The organism is Cohnella sp. (assembly GCF_041640265.1).
Lineage (GTDB): Bacteria > Bacillota > Bacilli > Paenibacillales > Paenibacillaceae > Cohnella.
Map to the genome: position 1 here is coordinate 74,739 of NZ_JBEQAP010000016.1, position 19,130 is coordinate 93,868.

At 49.5% G+C, this 19,130-nt stretch carries 17 protein-coding genes; 1 reads left to right on the forward strand and 16 read right to left on the reverse strand.

Going from position 1 to position 19,130, the window contains the following annotated elements; all coding sequences use genetic code 11:
- The 14 genes from ACESLK_RS13650 to ACESLK_RS13715 all read right to left on the reverse strand — a co-directional run.
- Positions 1-711 (reverse strand): FAD-dependent oxidoreductase (locus ACESLK_RS13650; protein ID WP_373230044.1); only part of this gene is annotated, 711 nt, incomplete at its 3' end.
- Positions 712-713: 2 nt separating this feature from the next.
- Complete coding sequence (locus ACESLK_RS13655) at positions 714-1,718, reverse strand: glycoside hydrolase family 130 protein (RefSeq protein ID WP_373230045.1); 1,005 nt, start codon at positions 1,716-1,718, stop codon at positions 714-716.
- A 13-nt stretch (positions 1,719-1,731) separates the two neighbouring features.
- A complete protein-coding gene (locus ACESLK_RS13660) occupies positions 1,732-2,604 on the reverse strand; it encodes a carbohydrate ABC transporter permease (protein ID WP_373230046.1) in 873 nt (290 codons plus the stop codon).
- Positions 2,605-2,619: 15 nt separating this feature from the next.
- Positions 2,620-3,516 (reverse strand): carbohydrate ABC transporter permease, encoded by an 897-nt coding sequence (locus ACESLK_RS13665; RefSeq protein ID WP_373230047.1) that lies wholly within the window; start codon positions 3,514-3,516, stop codon positions 2,620-2,622.
- Between the two features lie 81 nt (positions 3,517-3,597).
- The gene (locus tag ACESLK_RS13670; protein WP_373230048.1) at positions 3,598-5,010 is read right to left on the reverse strand and encodes an ABC transporter substrate-binding protein; all 1,413 of its coding nucleotides are present in this window, start codon (positions 5,008-5,010) and stop codon (positions 3,598-3,600) included.
- 103 nt (positions 5,011-5,113) lie between these two features.
- Positions 5,114-6,748, reverse strand: coding sequence for a response regulator transcription factor (locus ACESLK_RS13675; RefSeq protein ID WP_373230049.1), 1,635 nt, complete (start codon positions 6,746-6,748; stop codon positions 5,114-5,116).
- A complete protein-coding gene (locus ACESLK_RS13680) occupies positions 6,735-8,510 on the reverse strand; it encodes a sensor histidine kinase (protein ID WP_373230050.1) in 1,776 nt (591 codons plus the stop codon). Before ACESLK_RS13680 ends, ACESLK_RS13675 begins: the two co-directional genes overlap by 14 nt.
- 165 nt (positions 8,511-8,675) lie before the next feature.
- On the reverse strand, positions 8,676-10,814 hold the full coding sequence (locus ACESLK_RS13685; protein WP_373230051.1) for a carbohydrate-binding protein: 2,139 nt from the start codon (positions 10,812-10,814) through the stop codon (positions 8,676-8,678).
- A 129-nt stretch (positions 10,815-10,943) separates the two neighbouring features.
- Positions 10,944-12,206 (reverse strand): glucuronate isomerase, encoded by a 1,263-nt coding sequence (locus ACESLK_RS13690; RefSeq protein WP_373230052.1) that lies wholly within the window; start codon positions 12,204-12,206, stop codon positions 10,944-10,946.
- A complete protein-coding gene (larC, locus tag ACESLK_RS13695) occupies positions 12,184-13,497 on the reverse strand; it encodes a nickel pincer cofactor biosynthesis protein LarC (protein ID WP_373230053.1) in 1,314 nt (437 codons plus the stop codon). Before larC ends, ACESLK_RS13690 begins: the two co-directional genes overlap by 23 nt.
- 1 nt (position 13,498) lies before the next feature.
- Entirely contained in the window at positions 13,499-14,173 is a 675-nt protein-coding gene (gene larB / locus ACESLK_RS13700) for a nickel pincer cofactor biosynthesis protein LarB (protein WP_373230054.1), read from the reverse strand.
- Entirely contained in the window at positions 14,170-14,985 is an 816-nt protein-coding gene (gene larE / locus ACESLK_RS13705) for an ATP-dependent sacrificial sulfur transferase LarE (protein WP_373230055.1), read from the reverse strand. Before larE ends, larB begins: the two co-directional genes overlap by 4 nt.
- Positions 14,986-15,004: 19 nt before the next feature.
- Entirely contained in the window at positions 15,005-16,282 is a 1,278-nt protein-coding gene (locus ACESLK_RS13710; protein ID WP_373230056.1) for a nickel pincer cofactor-dependent isomerase, group 22, read from the reverse strand.
- A complete protein-coding gene (locus ACESLK_RS13715) occupies positions 16,279-17,040 on the reverse strand; it encodes an SDR family oxidoreductase (protein ID WP_373230057.1) in 762 nt (253 codons plus the stop codon). The genes ACESLK_RS13710 and ACESLK_RS13715 overlap by 4 nt, the downstream gene beginning before the upstream one ends.
- 172 nt (positions 17,041-17,212) lie before the next feature.
- On the opposite strand from ACESLK_RS13715, the gene ACESLK_RS13720 reads away from it, so the two are divergent.
- The gene (locus ACESLK_RS13720) at positions 17,213-18,205 is read left to right on the forward strand and encodes a LacI family DNA-binding transcriptional regulator (RefSeq protein ID WP_373230058.1); all 993 of its coding nucleotides are present in this window, start codon (positions 17,213-17,215) and stop codon (positions 18,203-18,205) included.
- Between the two features lie 32 nt (positions 18,206-18,237).
- Here ACESLK_RS13720 and ACESLK_RS13725 read toward each other — a convergent pair whose 3' ends face one another.
- Positions 18,238-18,561: a Spo0E family sporulation regulatory protein-aspartic acid phosphatase gene (locus ACESLK_RS13725; RefSeq protein WP_373230060.1), complete on the reverse strand. Its 324-nt coding sequence runs from the start codon at positions 18,559-18,561 to the stop codon at positions 18,238-18,240.
- Between the two features lie 57 nt (positions 18,562-18,618).
- A complete protein-coding gene (locus ACESLK_RS13730) occupies positions 18,619-19,077 on the reverse strand; it encodes a MarR family winged helix-turn-helix transcriptional regulator (protein WP_373230062.1) in 459 nt (152 codons plus the stop codon).
- Between the last annotated feature and the right edge of the window lie 53 nt (positions 19,078-19,130).

Here is a 19,130-nt window from a genome sequence, read left to right on the forward strand (position 1 = left end):
TCCTTCCGGCAGAGCTCCGTCGGCAATTGCCCGTTCCACCGTGCGGTGAAGCTGGCCCGAATCTCCGGATTCCCGAAGAAACCGAGCAAACTTCTTCTTGTCCACATTGGCAAGCAGATAACACATACTGCCCGGCTGCAGCTCTCCATGCTCTCCGCCCTTCTGAAACGGAACTCCAGCAAGGGCTGCAATATCGGCATCCCCGCTGGCATCTATAACATAACGGCATCGCACGAAAGAACGGCCCGTTTTGTTTACAATAATAACGCCTTCAATGGTTCTTTTATCCTCGGAAAGCAGAACATCATACACTAAGGTATGAAACAAAAGCGAAACACCATTCTCTAGCGCAGCGTTGTCATAAACTCTCTTGAGCACCTCTGGATCAATAGGCACCCAATCCAGCGTTTTCTCGTAATTACTTCTGTAATCCGAATTGCAAGCCTGCTTCATCCGTTCCATTAGCTCTAGCCCGATCCCGCGGATGATTGGTTTTTCTTTATCGGTAAATGGGCAGAACGCCGGAACGAGGGCTACCGTGCCCATTCCACCGAGAAATCCCCTTTGCTCGATGAGGAGCGTATTCGCACCATTAGCCGCAGCGCTTATAGCTGCAGCAATACCAGCCGCACCACCGCCGACAACAACAACATCTACCTCGCGGGAAACCGGTATATCTTCTGCCGGCAAGGTCACTTGACCATAGCTCATAGTTATCCCTCCTCCAAGCATAGGCGCACTAAATCATCAACATAAGCAGTTGCCAAGCATTCCACCGTATCCGCGGCACCGTAATAAATTTTCACTTCGCCGGAATCCTCGAGAATCATGCCCCCCGGGAAAATGACATGGTTGCGGAACCCGCCATCTATCTCGTAAGCCGCCTCGGGAGCAAGCAGAGGACACTTCGCCAAGCCGATGATTCTGCTTGGGTTATCCGAATCGAGCAGCATAATCCCCGCCGTATATCGCTTCTTCCATGTATCTTCCCAGCCGTTCTTACCGCGGCTGCGGTCAATATCGACTGCATGAAAAGTCGTCAGCCACCCCTTCTCGGTCTTGATTGGGGGAGCCCCAGGCCCAACCTTGTCGTTAGCGAAAGGAACCTGCTCTACAGCAAGAAGAAGCTGGGAGTTACCCCAATAGCGCAAATCAGGGGAATCGCTCATCCACATATCAAAGCGGTCGATTCCTCCCCGGCTATAAACCGGAAAGGGTCTTTCCAAACGCACGTAATGGCCCGCTATCCTCCCCGGAAACAACACCATGTTCCGGTTATCGGGTAAGGATAGGCTGAGCACTTCGAAGCGTTCGAAGTCCTCGGTCACGGCGATCCCCCCGCGCAGCCCATGCTTCGTGTCTACCGCGAAACACATATAGCATTTGTCCTCGATAACGGTCAGCCGCGGGTCATAAACCCGGATAACCTCTTCATCGTTCCAAGTCCAGCAGGTTGTGTCTTTAACTTCCCATTTCACGCCGTCATCGCTAAAGGCAACTCCCAGATTAGTCGTGTTATGCGGCAGGATCGTATGTTTGTCGGCATCCCCGTAATCGTTCCGGAATACCATGACGTATTTGCCTTGAAATTTGGTAACTCCCGCATTAAACACCATCGCAGGACCGTAAGGGACATCCTTCGGCGCCAATATCGGATTTGAAGGATGACGGTGGATAACCGGACTGGAATGCAGCGGGCCGATCGTTAATTCGTTCATGGGATTCCCTCCTCTAGCCTTTAATAGAACCTGCCGTGACCTGCATGAACGATTTGTTCGCAACCATGTAGACCAGCAGCATAGGCAGAATCGACAAGCAAGCTCCAGCCATCATCAGATGGGTCTGCATGGCGGCAGACGAGCCATAACGAAGATTCGCCAACCCTACTGTCAACGTCTGCAGCTGCGGATTCGTCATTGTAAATACGAGCGGTAAAATATATTCATTCCACGCATGCCGAAACGCGAACAGTCCGGAAATCCCCAGCCCTGGCGCAAGCAACGGAAGAATGATCTTATAGAAGGTTCGAGTAAAACCCGAGCCGTCAATCATAGCCGCTTCATCAAGATCCCTTGGAATCGCTTTGAAGAAGCCGATCAGAATAAAGAATGTCGTCGCATGAGCACTCACAAGAATGAGAATGACCCCCCACAGCGATGTATTCAAATGAAGCTTGACCATAAGATCGAACTGCGGCCGCAGCACGATTGCCCCAACGGATATGAACATCGTCGATGCCTGAACTCCAACATAGAGCGCTTTCCCCGGAAACTGCCTCCGGTCGACGACATACGCAGCCATGGCCGCTACAAGCAGTGTGCCAATGGTTACCGCGATGCTCAGAAATAGACTGTTCCAAGTGAATCGGGCGAAATTAGTCTGCTCCCACGCCAGCGAATAGTTGGCGAACTGCCATACCTTAGGCAGCAATCCGCCGCCGGTCATCAGCTCAGAGTTGCTTTTCAAAGAACCGGATAAAGTCATTAATACAGGAAACAAGGTCAGAAGAGCAGTCGCCAGTAAAAACAACCACATCACTGTGCGACTTACGGTTCTAGCGAGCCGTGCCGATGATTTTTCAATAGATAACGACTGTACGTTCATGTGCAGACTCGCCTCCTAGAATACCTTGTTCATTTTTTTAGTCATACAATAATAGATTGCCGTGATTAGTCCAACAATGACAGCCGTGGCAAAACCAACGGCACTCCCGTAACCTAATTGCTGTTCGACGGGCGGGCCTGTCGGAACCGGGAAAAGCAGCTTATACAAGTACAAATACATGACCTCCGTCTTGCCGATTGGGCCTCCGTCAGTCATGACCATAATACTTTCGTACCCTTTCAGCGAAGCGATAATCGCCAGCATAATAATGATCTGCATAATGGGTCCCAGCATTGGAATCGTAATGTACCGAAACCTCTGCACGGCATCCGCTCCGTCGATTGAAGCACTTTCGTATAGGTCCTGCGGAATGCTCTGCAGCCCAGCAAGGAACAGCAGCATATAATTGCCGACCGCTCCCCAAGCCGCCACGAGAATTACAGTCAGCATGGCATATTTTGGTCCGAGCCAGGAAATGGGCTGATCGATCAGATGATATTTCATTAACAGCTGGTTAACCATGCCGTTATAGGAATTGAAGATAATATAGAAGACGACAGAAATAACTGCCGTACTAATAATCGTTGGCATGAAATAGACTGCCCGTAACAAATTGCGCCCGCGAAAGCTTCTGTTTAATAGAACGGCCAGAAGCAGAGACAGAGGAATCGTTATCAGCAGCTTGCCGGCCGCGAACGCGAATGTGTTCTGAACCGACTTCCAGAACTCGGAATCTCTCGCCAGCCGCTCGAAATTGTCCAAGCCGATGAACAGCTCGTTGCCGTAGCCGGGATAATCATAAAACATAAAACGCAGCATCCATAGTAATGGATAGATACCTAATACTAGGGTAAGGATGACACTTGGGAATAAAAACAGACAATTTTCTTGCAGCCGCCTCCAACTGAACATTTTTTACCCTCCTTACAGGAATGAGAAAGAGGCTTTCGTCAACAGCTCACGAAAGCCCCTGCCCTCGCCCTATTATTTTGCTTACGGCTTGCTTGGATCAAAGTCCGGAAGTACTGTTACATTAACGTCGCCTTTCGCGACTGCTGTACTCAAGGCTGTGTTATACCTGGTGTTCAAATCCTCTGTGATTTTCGGCAAATCTCCGCCGGATATCATATATTTGAAAAATGCATCGCCGTAGTTAAGTCCCTCAGGAGTTACGTTAGGAGAAACTGGCCACAGGGAGTCGGATTTGCCGACGAGAAATCCTTCCATACCCTTGATATCCGGATTTTTCGCCTTTGCCGCAATGCTTGGCACGATAGCGATCCCGAAGCCTTTCTCATGATAAGTCGTCTGAATTTCATCGCCATACATATATGCCATGAATTTCCAAGCTGCATCCTTGTTCGCTGACTTTTCGCTAATTCCAAGCCATGTGCCGGCCGATACAATTTCGGAGGTTCCTAGTTGCGTACCGTCAATCGACGGGGCTAGGGCTCCGCCCCAATTGATGTCAGTCGGGAACTGGTCCTTATACACGCCGGGCTCAGTTGAGAAGCATAAATACATGCCGATCTTGCCGGCCGCGAACTGAGCGCGCAGCGGATCGATATCCAGCGTTTCCGCTCCAGGCAGTATGCTGCCTTCGTCATACATTTGTTTATAGTATTCGATAACCTGCGCATAAGGGGCGAAGTCGAACTTGCCCGTTTTCAAGTCAAATCCTAGACCTTGGTGACCGCTGAGAGACAAGATCTCACGTACGGAACGGTCGAAGGCGCTTTTCGGGTTTTTGAAATTCAGGGCAAAACCATAGATACCTTCTTTCTTGCCTGCTTCGGTTATCTTCTTGGCATCGTCCACCATTTCTTGCAGAGAGACCGGCGGGCTGGTAATGCCAGCTTTCTCGAACAGATCTTTGTTATATACAAGACGTAAAGTCAGACCCGTATTCGGAAGAGAGTATAGCTTGCCGCCGAAACGGTTTACATCGTCAATGATTCCGGTGGAGAACTTCGTCTTCATCCCTTCGTTCACGCCTGTAAGATAGTCATCCAGGGGAGCCAAGTATCCTTTTTTATAAAAGAGTGCGGTGTTGGCGCTCTTCAATCTCAGAACGTCCGGCGCTTGATTACTGGAGAATGCAATGTCCACGCTCTGGTTGTAATTCTCCGACAGAACGGTTAGCTCGACTTCAATGTTATCCGGGTTCGAGGAATTGAATTGCGTGATAAGCTCCTTGATGTACTCTTGGTCATGACGGTCGTCCGTCCAGTATTTAATGACCTTCTTCTCCGCTGGAGCGGATGCTGATGCTGATGCTGATGGAGCTTCACTGCTTGCTGATGCTGCAGCCGGTTCCTTGCTCGATTCGGAGTTATTGCTGCCGCAGGCTGATAAAACCACTGCCAAGACAACACTCAAACTTAGACTAAACCATTTTTTCAACATATTCGCTGCCCCTCTTTTGTCGAGTTTTGTTTGCTGCAACTTCATTATAAGACGCTCAGACAAAGAAGTGAGTGGGGTGAGTCCACTCTTCAAGGATACGATTTTATTGTCTTTCGGCGATGATGGTTTCCGGATGATAACTTGCCCGGAATTCCGAGGGAGTCATCCCGGTTGTTCTCTTGAACATATCGCTGAAGTACCGACGCTCTTCGTATCCTACGGCAGAAGCAACCTCTTGCACCGTCAATCCGCTAACAAGCATCGACTTCGCCTTGTTGATTCTCTCCGCGGTTACGTACTGGGTTACCGTCATACCCGTTACTTTCTTAAACAGGCTCGAATAATAACTGACGCTTAGATGGACATAAGCCGCGCATTCCGTTAACGTCACATCCTGATCGATATGACTGTTTAAATAATCCAGCGACCTATAGATGACCGTCTGCGCCTCCGATAACGTATTTTTCCTGACCGAGTCTGCACCCTCATGGCATAGTGCCAATAGCTGCTGCTCCAGCTCGGATAACGTTAAACCCGACATTCCCCACTTCGCCTTAAATCGTTCGACAAGCGGTTGAACCTCTGCAAACGGCACCAGCTCGTAAAAAATCCGAATGGCTGAAGCCGCCAGCTCCTCGTAAAGGCTAATCAAATAATTCGGATTCGGCCTTGAGGTCATCATCTGCAGCGAATTCGAAATGTCAGCCAATATTTCTTCGGCCCGGTCACCGTTGCCAGAGCGCAGGACAAGCAACAGCTCATCCTTGCGTTCCAGCGACAAAGGCGCTTGCAGATCCGTCTTAGGCAGCTCTTCGTAACTGATCGCTCCGTTGCCTCCAGTAAAGAGGTGATATGTCAGTGCCCGATCAGCCTGCCGATAAGAATTCGGAAGCTCGCTAATTTCCTCGACCCTTCCTCCTACTCCGACAGAAACGGTAAACTTCGTGTACCGTTCTATATTCTTGCAGCATTTCTCTGCGATCCGAGTCGTGCTGAGCGATTCGGAATCATTCATTACGGCGACGAAACGATTATTCTTACCTCGAAACACCACACACTTTGCATAAACCTGAATCGTTTCCTCTGTAATATTCTGCAGGGAAAACCGATTCAGCTCCACCTCAAGGACTGAAAGATCTTCAGACCGCTCTTGAAAACCATCGATTTCTAGCAATACAACAACAAAGCCGCGATGAATGAGATCAACTTGAAGGAATTCCCAGCGCTCCGCCGCTCTCTCCCAAGAGGTCTGATGGCTTACTAGAAGAGAGAAATACTCCTGTCTAAGCACAGGCAAGCTTTCACGCAGCTTGAGCTCCATCTCCCGTACACTTAGGAGCCGCGATCTTTCCTGCATGACTTGCGCCTTTGCCCGCAGCACAGCTTCCATAATGTCTTCCTCTGTGAAGGGCTTAACGACAAAATCAAATGCACCGAGCTGAACGGCCTGTTTAGCATTATCGAAATCGGTGTAGCTGCTTATAAGAATGACCTTACATGAATAGTTCAACTCCAATATAGCACGCAGCATCGTAAGCCCATCCATCTTGGGCATCCGGATATCCGTGATGATGATGTCCGGTCTGGCACGTCTCACAAGCTCCAATCCATCTTCCCCATTAGCCGAGGTGCCTGCGACCGTAATGCCTTGCCCCGCCCATTCTATAGACATCAGGCCGTCCACTACGCTCTTAATGTCATCGATTATACACAGACTAACCTGTTCAAGCTTGTACATCTGGATTCATCCCCTTCAAAGGAATCGTGATAAGAGCGATGGTCCCTTTGCCCGGAGGGCTCGGGTTCAGAATGTTCAGTTCCGCATGATCACCGTAATAAAGCTGCAAACGGCTTTTCAGATTCCCGATCGCATAACCCCGCTCTGGGTCCTGCCTTTGCAAGGAATGGATTGTCTCTATCTCCATCCCGCAGCCGTTGTCTTGTACACTTAAAGTCCAATGTCCCAATTCCGAGTCGATATCTATATCAATCGTTATCAGGCCGCCGCTCTCCATGTCTTGAAACCCATGCTGAATGCTGTTCTCCACCAGCGGCTGCAGCATAATACGAGGAACAGGCATCTCCATCAACGATGACTCCCGCACTCGAATGTCATACTCAAACAAATTCTCATAACAATAAGTCTGCAGCTCCAAATACTGACGGACATGCTGAAGCTCCTTATCCAGCGTTGTAATCTCATTCCCTTTATTAAGTCCAAGCTGAAATAAACGAGATAAAGAGACAACCATTTGTAGAGATTGATCGACTTGCTTCAGCTTAAGCTTCCAGTAAATCGTATTTAGCGCGTTATATAGAAAATGCGGGTCCATCTGCGCGGAGAGCGCCTTGATCTCCGCAGCCCGCTTGTTGGATTCGGCTAGCTTAACCTCATCAATTAGCAGAACAATTTGCGCTAACATTCGGTTGAAGCGAAAGCCAACCTGTGCGAGCTCATCCTCGTTTTTACTCTTGAACCGGGCTGATAGATCATTGTTTTCGACTCGCTTCATAACCTGCTGCAGCCCATGCAGAGGCTTTAACAAATAGCGGGTGAATGCTCCCGACACGAACACCGTAACCACAAAGCAGCAAACCGTGATAAAGAGAATCATCCATTTCACGTAGATCATGTCCCGCAGGACGTGATCCTTAGATTGTATGGCCATTACGGTCCAGTCGTTAATACCCAGACGAGCATAATTAAGTAAATAAGAGTCGTTCTCTAGCTCGTAAGACGTATAACCCGTAGGCTCGTCCTTTATTATGTCTCCCATTAAACCGCTATTGACGGCCTCCATTACAAGAGGATTCTGTTCTAATCCCACAAGCGTCGCTTCGGCATTAAGCAAAAACCGGGAGGAGCCTCCTACTGTTTCCGTGCCCAATAGCTTGCGAATTCCGTCCTCTCGAATATTAACGACGACATAAACATCCTTTACGTTTATCGTATTGTCGATTATGGGCTCCAGAATAAGCGAAATAACACGATTTTTCCCCGAGAACAGCATATCCTCGTGCCCCTCCACCCAGATATTTCTTTTCTCCAGGTTAAACCGTTCGAATAGAGGCGTTTCATTAAAGACGGTCTGCCGGTTGCGGTTTATAGCTAGAGGGTAGAACTCTCCTATTGGCGTTGATATGTAAATAGAATGAATTAAAGGTTCCGCAATTCTGGCTTGGGAGAAGGCATTGTCCAGATTGGACAAATGCGTGAAGTACCGTTTGTCCTCGCCTGCAGAAACATCATCCATTATATTTTGAAACGGTTCGCTTATCATGAAGGTCATCATGACGAGCATCAGCTTACCCAGCTTCTCATCCACGATTTGCGCCGATTGGACGACCGTGTCCTGAGTAAGCTTCATGGCGTTGTTCTCGATAATAGTAGAAGTTATATAATACGAGAAGCCGCCCGTAACGAGAATTGATAGGATGGTTATGGCTTGAAATGCCGACTTTAGCTTGCTGCCAAACGATAGCTTGTTGATTCCGAGCACAGAAGTCACACCCTGCCTGTATGGAGGTTTAATATTTTTCGACAATAATACTTCGATTATGTCACGACCCTCCCGCATTCACAATATAGGAATATTGCATAAAAGAAAGCCCACCCATCAAAGTCAATTGATGGATAGGCCGCTCCCCTTTTCGCTTAAGAAAATCTAGAAGCTTCTAGTAAGCTCGAACCAGTTCAGGCTTCCGAGCAGCTGGTTTTCTTGCGTAGAGCCGGATACCCGGAACACCACATAGAGATCGTGCACCCCTGAAGCGCCCGATACCGGGATATTATAGTTGTTCCATTGCAACCACGTGTTGTTGTTTCCGGCAAGATCCCTGGATCCCACCAGCGTTCCCGACGGACTGTCCAGGCGCAGTTCGATCCGGACCGCCCTGGGCGCGTCGTACCTGATGTTAACGTCCGAAGTATTGGCCCCGAAATCAACGCCCTTGTACAGTGCGTAATTGTCGTCGGCAATGCCTCCGATCTGGTAGCCGACGGCATCCGTATCGTTGGAAGCGAAATGCTTGATGCTCTTGCTGCCGTTCCAGTCTACCCCGAACAGGCCGTTGTTGTTCTCCGCCTGAATCCGGTAGAGCGTGGCGAACCTGCGATCCGGTATAAAGTTGACGTTCTGGTAGAAGGCCGTATTGGTAATATTCAGTTCCCCCAGGCTGGTTACCGGGTCGGGATTGCCCAGCGTCTTGATATTGTCAAACGTGATGTTCGAGATCATAGCCGAGCTGCTGTAGCCTTTCAACCAAGAAGCCGAGCCTCTGTGGCGCACGTTGATGTTTTTGATCGTGATGTTTGAGATCGGGCCGACGCCAAGTCCGCCGCCGTTATCGATCCAGGCCTTAAACCAACCTTCGCTGCCCACATTTTCGATGTCGATGTTGTCGAAGGTGATGCCCGACCATACGCCGTCTCCGTATACGTGCTCAATCCCGATCGCCCGCATGGCGCTATAGGTGACGCTGTTTTTGAACGTGATGTTGGTCTGGTTCTCGTGCGCCCCGTGCCCAAGCTTAAACGTGGCGTGATCCGTCCATCCGAACACATTGTTGAAAATGACGTCGTCCAGCGGCTCGGAGGCGCCGTACCAGTTCGCCATCGTCCCCTTCCCTTCCCACGTTTTGGTGGAGAAGTTGTCGTCCAGCGCGATGCCGATGCAGTCCCACACCCGCACAACCTGGGATTCGTTGATGTCCAGGTTGTCGTTCTCGTTTCCGTCCAGTGAATTGAAAAATTTGATGTTCGAAATGTTCACGTTGTCCGCCCGCGCCGTAATCGTTCCCCAGAACGGGGCTTGAAAGATGACAGGTCCGTCCAGCGTGAAATTGCTCGTGCCAATGATTGTGACCAGGTGGGCGGCAAAGCCAGGATCCGTCGCCGGCTTGTCTTTCTGGAAATAATGTCCGTTGCCGTCAATCGTTCCGCGGCCGAAAATCTTGATGTTGCTCGAATTATTCTCGGTGTAGATCCACCAGGTGCCGTTGCGGCCGTTGCTGCCGAGCGAGGCCTTGAAAAAATCGACCCGGTAGTTCGAGTAGTCGTCCGTCATCCGGAGTACAGACCCGTGGGCCAGATAAAGGGCGATGTTGCTCTTCAGCATCAGGTTGCCCATGTAATATAGCCCAGGCGGCACGTATACGATTCCTTTCTTTCCGCCTCCGGCCGCCGTCCCGTAGGCGCTCGCATCGTTCACCGCCTGCTGGAACGCGGCGGCCGTCGCCAGCATGTTCCCCTGCTGGGTTGCATCGGTGGAACCGAGGTAGCTCGCGACGTTGAAAACGCCTGGCGCGCCCAGTGCCGGGACGTAGGCTTCAGAATCGTCCCGAGTCACCGCAAGCTTGCTGCCGTTGATGTTTACGATCAAGTACTGCTGGCTTCCAATCGTGAATTTATACGTATAGTCGTCGACCTTGACGGGGGTAATACCGAGCTTCAACGGACTTACGCTGATGGAACTGATGACGCTCCGGCACCGGATGACGATTTCGGTTTCCCCAGGCGAAGCCGTGAACGTCGTATAATCGTAACCCAGGTAATCGGGTTTGATCGTCCGGGTCGTGCCGTTCTCCAAAATCGTCGTAGTGTACTGGCCGTCCACCACGGGTGCGTTTACGCCGTTTACAACCACGGTAAAACGGGGCGAGATCCGGTGAATCTCGTTTGGAATCGGGTTGACCGTGATGCTGGTCGACGGGGCAGCCTCAGCAGGCGCAGGCTGCCAGGGATAACCGGTAACCGCGATGACGATTGCCAGCGTGATGCTGAATGCCTTCAAAAACATTTTCATCAAAAGTCCCTCCTCTATTTGATTGTAATCGCTTTCTTCATCTTCAATATAAACAATGTCAAAGAAAAAGAGAGGGAGGTAAACCCACTCTCTAGGGATACGATTTGATTGATTTCATGCGGCACCTTTCTAAGCTTTACACAGAAAACGCCAGAAATTCCGGTTCAGCAAATCATCCAAATCGCGTTTAATTTCCTCTTCTGTAACTCTCCAACCGCTCATATACAGCTTCTCGTATTTGTCTGCAAGCACGTTCCCGATGATTCTCCTGGAATGCTCCCATTTGTAGATCAACTGTTCGAAGACGCGACAATCGGAGTGCTGTGGAATCATCGAGGTGCCAAGCAGCTCTATCCTGAAACGCGTCATCTCTTCGACCATTGACTCAATGTGCAAGAACCACCAGCAGCCGAAAATCATCAAATTACGGAATTTGCGGGCAAGCACCGCCAATTCATGCTGATTCTCTCTTGCGAGCATGGTGATAAGGAACTTCTGCTGCGGATTTCGGCGGCATAACGCTTCGACCGCCGACACGTCTGATTGCATGCTCATATCTCCAGCCAACCTTAGCGATGGGTTCACTCTCCTCCGTACGCCGATCATCAGCGCAAACGGAATATTCTGCTCCTGACATACTGGAATCATCACCTCGTCAATCATCCTGCTGTGATGATCCTCTGCCGGATACCGAAAGTCTCCTGGCATTGATACCGCAAGGTAGAGCGCGTCCATTCGAGTGATCCATTCCGTCAGAAACCTGCGAGTCTCAGCTTTAGTCCGCTCCGTCCACTCCGCATATACATCATAACCAAGGCTTCGAAGCTCATTCACGGCATGAGTCCAGTCATTCAGCAGAGCATCAACCCGAAGCGCCGCATAAAACCGCGGATCTGTTTTTCCATTGCCCAACAGCCAGACCGGACGTTCAACGGGATCGAACGGATCGTTTGTCATGACGATCTTCTCGATTCCTGCGATTTTCATCACGGCATCTACTTGTTCATTCACCGTACGTTTCTCCAAAGCCTGACGGTAATCGTTTAAATTTCGTGAGGTTACATCCAGTCCAAGACGCTGAAGGATTGTGATAAAGCCAGCAGCCGCCTCACTTACCGGAGAATGATCTATAAAGAGCTTCTGCCAGATCCAATCTGCTTGCTCGCGCTTGGACATCGACCAGAAATACCTATAATCCTCCTGCGACCACCGGAACGACTCCGATATCAAATAATGATAAGTCAATAATTCATCAATACCCCATAGAAGCAGTTCACCGAATTCAGGCGCGTATAAATGAGTATGCATATCTGTAATCGGGGTGCTGCCCGCTACTCGTTCGACAGTCTGACGCAGTTGCGCCAAGTCTTCAATTGTTTGTTGTTGCCTCAAATCGATCCGCTCCCTTTTTGTATACTTCACGGTAGATTGTCTCAAGAGGAACATCGAACAACCTGGCGGCCTTGGCTGCATCCTCATATTCCGGAGATTGGCGAATGATCCGCTCTCCATCCATTGCCTGCTTCACCCGAACCGATCCATAAGGGGTTTCCACTTGAATCCACCGACGCTCTAATGCTTTTCGTTGCCAGCTGCTCCTGCGAACGCCGAAGGTAGACGTCTCTTCCAGCAACGTTTCCTGACAACGATCACTATCGTCCGGATAACATAATACACTGACGAGAACGCCAGGGCGATTTTTCTTCATATATACAGGTGTGTGATAGACATCGAGCGCCCCGGCTTCGAATAGCCGTTCCATCGCATAGCCAAGCATCTCACCTGTCGAATCATCCACTTGAGCCTCGAGAACTACAATCGTTTCCTCGGTTCCCTTCGTAAGTTCCCGCTGGAATAGAATGGCCCTTAGAACGTTGGGATGCTCGAAGTTTTTCGTACCGGCCCCATATCCAACTCGATCGATTGTGCCCGCTGGCAATGGTCCGAAGCCTGATGCCAGTGCCTTCACGATTCCTGCCCCGGTAGGCGTAGTTAATTCTCCCTGCGCCGTGAAAGAAGATAACGGCACTCCGCGAAGAAGCTCCGCAGTCGCAGGAGCTGGAATCGGATATAAGCCATGGGCCATCCGGAGCCTGCCGGTTCCTGTGGGTACAGGAGAGACGATGATTTGGTCAACATCAAGACTCTCAAGCGCTAGACAAACTCCAATCACGTCCAAGATGGAATCCATCGCCCCGACCTCGTGAAAGTGGACATCGACCGGATCGATTCCATGAATCTTCCCTTCTGCTTCAGCGATCAAGCGGAAGATCAGCAGGCTCCTCATTTTTACCCGTTCCGGGAGGCTTGAACCTTCAATCATCCGAAGGATGTCGGAAGCTTTTCTATGCTCATGCGAGTGCTCGTGAGTCTCTTGGCGTTTATGGTGGTCGTGATGATCGTGATCGTAATTATGATCGTGATGGTGGTGATCGTGATTATGATCGTGGTGAACGTGATGATGGTGATCTCGGCGATCATCATTGCGACCAAAGCTCAGCTTCAGCCACTTAGCCGTGATGCCCCGACGGTCGACCTTCACGAATTCCATCTTGAATGAATCGATCGGTAATGGGCTCAATTGGCTCATAATATAATCCGGATCTGCACCCAGATCCACCAGTGCGGACAATGCCATATCCCCCGCAATGCCAGAGACGCAGTCCAAGTAAAGTGTTCTCATATTAATTGGCCTCCGCTACCAGTTGTAAAATCATTGCTGCTTGGTACCCTGCTCCGAAGCCATTGTCGATATTTACGACCGTAATGCCTGCCGCACATGAGGTCATCATGGCAAGCAAAGTCGTTATCCCTTGCAGGTTCGCTCCGTATCCCACCGATGTAGGCACCGCGATGACCGGCCTGCGGACGAGTCCGCCGACAACACTAACCAGAGCGCCCTCCATCCCTGCGACTCCGATCACGACAGATGCTTCCCTAATCCGTTCCTTATTCATCAGAAGCCGATCGATCCCCGCGACACCCACGTCATAGATACGATCGATCTCGCAGCCCATCCATTCTGCCGTCCCCGCTGCTTCCTCCGCCACCGGGATATCCGAGGTCCCTCCGGTCAGAACGGCTACGATACCTGGAAGCATACGTGAGGGCTGACCGAATCGAATTAGTCTGGATTGTTCATCATATAATGCTTCCGGATACCGCATCCTTACCCGATCTGCCATCTCTGCTGTAGCCCGTGTAACTAGAGCCCTCCCGTGAACCTCCACAAGCCGGGAAAATATAGCTTCCACTTGATCCACTGTCTTCCCCGGACCGAATACAACCTCAGGGTGTCCGGTCCTTTCCTCGCGGCCAATGTCCAGCTTCACAAACCCATGGTCCTCAAACCCGTTCACACAATCGCGCCTCCTCGAACCAGCACTTGATTCATGCTGCCGCTGCGATAGCCTGTAAGATCCATAGCCACATAGATGAAGCCGAGCTCTTTCAATTTATCTGAAATATTCGAGGCATGGGCGAGCAGCAATTCCATTGCAGCCGGCTCCACTTCGATTCTGGCAATATCGCCATGACTTCGTACTCTCACTTGGCCAAAGCCGAGCGATCGGATGTAACGTTCGGATTCTCCGACGCGTCCAAGCTTCTCGGCTGTAATCGTCTCACCGTATGCGATCCGAGACGATAAGCAAGCGAACGATGGCTTGTTCCATGTTGGAAGTCCGTGTTCGCGAGATAGGTCGCGGATTTCTTCTTTATAAAGACCCGCTTCCTGGAGCGGCCCCCGGACGCCGCGTTCCTTCGCCGCTTGAACCCCTGGCCGATGCTCATTCATGTCGTCAGCAATGAGTCCATAAATGATATGCCGATAAGCTCCATCCTTGACGAACGGTTCCAAATGCTCGAATAAGCTCTTTTTACAAAAATAACAACGGTTTCCGTTATTCTCTTTATAGCCTGGAATATGGAGTTCAGATGTCTCAATAACAACATGCGCTGCCCCGAGATTATGCGCAAGGCGAGCAGCTTCTTCCAGTTCTTCTGTCGGGTAAGTTTCTGAGTCTGCCGTAACCGCCAAGACTCGCTTGTTTCCCAGTGTCTTCAGTGCCGCATCTAGAAGGAAAGTGCTGTCAACGCCCCCGGAGAAAGCCACCACAACGGATTGCATATCTGAGAGAATGGCTTGGAGTTTACTGTATTTATCATGCATGATGTTAATCCTCCTTTACTCATTTCGGCAGAAATCCTTCCTCGTCGAACGTCCACTCGTAGGGACCTTCTACGATCTCGATGCGCGGATGACGCAAGGCTTCCTCGACCAAGGTTTCCGAAATTTCAATCGTCCCAAGATGCAGCGTATCGCGAATGTGGACAAGCTTGCACTGCGTATAATCGAGAATATTGCATGTCTTGATCGCAGCTTTGATAGCATCGAGGTCGTTCTCCAGCGTCGTCGCCTGTTTCGTAGGCGCGCAGACCGTTGACGTAAGTCCATTCGCGTAGGTACCGGGCCAATCTGTTTTGCCGACCAACCGGCTTGTCGTGAAATCTGCCGTCCCTACTCCGTTCGCGTTGCCTTTGGACTCCGGGGTCAGATCCAGCACAACCATTTTGTTCACATCGGGTCCCCCATGGGCATATGGCGTCGGGTACCTTCCTGTAATATTGGGATCCGCCCCATCCCCGCTTATGTTCTTACCGATATAATCGATAACGAGCACATCGAACTCTTGGAACAGAATCTGTGGAAGCCGACTCTTCGCCTCAACCAGCAGCTCCTTCTCTCTCTCTTCCATATTTTCCGTTCCGAGAACCTCAACCCGGCATATTTGGTCATATGCATTCTCCACAATCGCTACACCGAACAGAATTGGAAGCTTGTCGATCATCACCCTTGCCATAGCAGGTACGTTTTCCGCCATATATTTGAAGCCCAATTGATGGCATGCTTCCGCGCCCTTCTGCTTGCCTAGCCCGATAGCAATCATCTTGAGCAGCCCGCTTTCAACGGCCCCTCGGAATGCCGTGTGCGGTTTAATTCGGTTGATTACCACGATAGCGTCAGCTTCAGTCGCCGCAATCTGATCGCAGTAAACTGGCAGGCCGTTCGCTAGCCGAGCCAGCTCAACCACTTCCATAGAGGAACGGATCGGACAACCCATTCGCGATTCGTCGATACCCAAATGGGCCAACACCTCGGTCTGTCCCTTATCCGTTGAACCTCCATGGCTTCCCATGCAGGGAACAATGAATGGCTCAGCACCCTTCCGCATTATTTCATCTATAACCGTCTTAGTCAGTTCATCAATGCGTGAAATCCCCCGGCTTCCTACCGCAACGGCAACCTTCTGTCCGGCGCTGATTTCTGCCATCGAGTCTGATATTCGCAGTTGGTTGACTAACTCGCCAATGGGGTCATCTAATTTCGTATCGTCAAACGACTGGCGAATCTTAACCATCCTGGGAATAGGCGTATTCTCGACTAATTTTCTTAGGATACCGCTCATATGGTCATCGCTCCGAATCCTCCGTCAACTCGTAGCAATGCCCCGGTGACGAACGAAGATGCTTTGGCTGAAGCCAAGTAAACAACAGTCCCCTTCAGCTCCTCCGGCTCACCGAAACGGTTCATCGGAGAGTGCCGCATGATCGATTCTACTCGGTCCTGAGAAAGAATCGCTCGATTCTGCTCAGCCGGGAAGAACCCAGGGATAATGGCGTTAACTCTTATCTTATCCGGAGCAAACTCCCGAGCTAAAAATTGAGTCACGCTATTGACTCCCGTTTTGGATACCGAGTAAGTGAATACTCGCGAGAGCGGCGGCCCCGACGATACCGATGATATGTTAATAATGGAGCCTCCATTCCCCTGCTCAATCATTCTTTTACCGAAAACTTGGCTCGCCAGCACCACGCTTTTGAGGTTAACATCCATAATTCGATCCCATTCATCCATATCAATGTCGAAGAACGGCGTCGCGCTGTTTGTTCCCGAAGCATTTACGAGGGTGTCGACGCGCCCACTCCATTCCACTACACGAGCTAATACGGCTTCAAGCTCATCCTTCTTGGTGGCATCTGCCTTTATGGAAATCGCCGAACCTCCATTTCGCTCAATTTGCTCGCAGACTGCTCTTGCCTTATCCATGTCCCGGCCAACTACCGCTATCTTTGAACCTGCTTCGGCGAGCGCAGCTGCCATTGCACTGCCTAATACTCCATTGCCTCCGATCACAACAGATACAGTGTTTTGTAGGTTGAACATAAGTAACAATCACCCCTAAAGGAAAATAACAACGTTGTTATTTTTATCATATCCGAATATACTTGAACTGTCCATACGAAAAAGAGTCACTTTTAATTGAGAAAAAGGTACATTATGATAAGGGGAACGGCATGACCTTTCTATGAATGAGCTTATCTTCCGGAGGGAATCCATGGTAACGATTAAAGATATCGCAGAACGGGCAGGAGTAAGCTTTTCCACAGTGTCCAAAGCTCTTCTAGGCAGTCCTCTCGTAAAGATCAAAACGAAACAGCGTATCCTTTCGATTGCCAAAGAAATGGGCTATCAACCCAATTATGCTGCCAGGAGACTCGTCTCCAGAAAAAGCGGAGCAATTGGCGTCGTCTGGCCATCTATCGAACGAGCTGCCCTTTCATCTCTTATTACTAACCTTAACGAAGAGCTCGAGAAAGAGGGTTATACGACAATGATATCGATGAGCCGAGTAGATTCGGCAATCGAAGCGTTCCGCAGATTCCAAGTGGACGCTATTCTCGTCTTCGGAGATAAGGAAAACGAATCCAGCCAACCTGACCTCTCTCCATTTCTTATACCCATTCTTACATACGGAGCTGCCAAATATACCCCTTATTCAGCAGTGGATGTGAACCGCGGACAGGCCATCCGTTTAGCGGTACGACATTTGGCAGGTCTGGGTCATAGGAGTATCTGCTTTGTAGGAGAACCACAGACACATGATCCTCTGCAAGCCGTTAAGATTGAAGCTTTTCGGGATGAGATTACCCTCCTCGGATTGCCTTTCGCGGACGACTCGATCGTCCAAATGAAGGGCTTAGCTTTTCACGATGGGTATCTGGCAGCCAAAACAATGCTAGACCAAATGGAAAGACCAACAGCCGTTATCAGCGGCGGGATTGATCTGACGCGAGGCATTCTTCGAGCGATTACGGAGCGGGGGCTCAAGGTTCCAAGAGATATCTCCGTCGTTAGTTACGATAATCTTCCCCAGATGGAAGACCTTGAGGTTCCAATGACCGTAGTTGGTGTTGCCATATCAACCATTACCACTGTTCTTGCGAGAACAATTCTCGAGCTTATCGATGCTCCGGATACACATAAGACAGTCCACTTAGAGCCGGAGCTTGTTATTCGTGATTCTACGTCCTTCAATACGATTAGCTAATAATGTTCTACAATACACAAAAAAACCGGGTGCTAAATGCCCCGGTCCATTTGTTGCTCAACAAGTTGTGTCTGAGATGTATGTTTACCACTATTATAATTCGTGGAATGATATTCAAATATAAGAACATCTAGTTTCTGTGATAAGCTAATCAACTCTTCAGACATGACATTTAATTCTGATCCGACTTGATTCATCTTTATCCGCAACTCTTCAATACTTTTTATCAAATCTAGATTTACTGTTGCAGGCACATTCACGACCGCTCGCCCTTTCCTAAACTCTTCACAAACTCTAGAAATATTTCGAACTAATACTAGCAAAATCTTAATCGTAATTTCTACATTTTTCAACATCTTTTAAAACAACTCTTGTCCATCTATTGTTGACATGAATTGAGATTCACCTGGAACTCAGTTCCCGTTATTTGCATTAAGGCCTAATTTTTTCAAAAGTTCAATCGCATTTTTCTTTTCTTCCATTGTTAGTCCATGCATCGTGGCATCGATAGCCTCCGAATGAGAGGTAAATATACTCCCAAACCATTCTTTCCCCTGCGAAGTAATTTCCGCATAAGTTACACGTCGGTCGTCCGGACATGGAACCCGTATGATAAGTTCCTTCTTCTCTAATTTATCTATGTTATAAGTAATGCTCCCGCTTGTGATAAGAACTTTATCGCCGATTTGCTGAAGTGGAAATGTACCTTTATGGTACAGCAGTTCAATGATCATAAACTCAGTGGCTGACATGCCGTGCTTTTTCATGTCCTTTACTGCTTGATCCATGATTACCTTGTATGCCTTAGATAATACGACAAACAATTTAAGCGATAAATCGAGATTAGAGGCGTCATTGTTCTGATTCTTCATGAGCGGAAGCACCTCCTTATCGATAGTAATTTAAATTTGATTATCTTTGATTT

Excerpts from the sequence above, each read along its gene's own strand:
- ACESLK_RS13715 (WP_373230057.1), bottom strand. The coding sequence starts at position 17,040 with ATGTTCAACCTACAAAACACTGTATCTGTTGTGATCGGAGGCAATGGA.
- larE (WP_373230055.1), bottom strand. The coding sequence starts at position 14,985 with ATGCATGATAAATACAGTAAACTCCAAGCCATTCTCTCAGATATGCAA.
- ACESLK_RS13665 (WP_373230047.1), bottom strand. The coding sequence starts at position 3,516 with ATGTTCAGTTGGAGGCGGCTGCAAGAAAATTGTCTGTTTTTATTCCCA.
- ACESLK_RS13655 (WP_373230045.1), bottom strand. The coding sequence starts at position 1,718 with ATGAACGAATTAACGATCGGCCCGCTGCATTCCAGTCCGGTTATCCAC.
- ACESLK_RS13710 (WP_373230056.1), bottom strand. The coding sequence starts at position 16,282 with ATGAGCGGTATCCTAAGAAAATTAGTCGAGAATACGCCTATTCCCAGG.
- ACESLK_RS13720 (WP_373230058.1), top strand. The coding sequence starts at position 17,213 with ATGGTAACGATTAAAGATATCGCAGAACGGGCAGGAGTAAGCTTTTCC.
- ACESLK_RS13725 (WP_373230060.1), bottom strand. The coding sequence starts at position 18,561 with ATGTTGAAAAATGTAGAAATTACGATTAAGATTTTGCTAGTATTAGTT.
- ACESLK_RS13675 (WP_373230049.1), bottom strand. The coding sequence starts at position 6,748 with ATGTACAAGCTTGAACAGGTTAGTCTGTGTATAATCGATGACATTAAG.
- ACESLK_RS13670 (WP_373230048.1), bottom strand. The coding sequence starts at position 5,010 with ATGTTGAAAAAATGGTTTAGTCTAAGTTTGAGTGTTGTCTTGGCAGTG.
- ACESLK_RS13660 (WP_373230046.1), bottom strand. The coding sequence starts at position 2,604 with ATGAACGTACAGTCGTTATCTATTGAAAAATCATCGGCACGGCTCGCT.
- ACESLK_RS13730 (WP_373230062.1), bottom strand. The coding sequence starts at position 19,077 with ATGAAGAATCAGAACAATGACGCCTCTAATCTCGATTTATCGCTTAAA.
- ACESLK_RS13685 (WP_373230051.1), bottom strand. The coding sequence starts at position 10,814 with ATGAAAATGTTTTTGAAGGCATTCAGCATCACGCTGGCAATCGTCATC.
- larC (WP_373230053.1), bottom strand. The coding sequence starts at position 13,497 with ATGAGAACACTTTACTTGGACTGCGTCTCTGGCATTGCGGGGGATATG.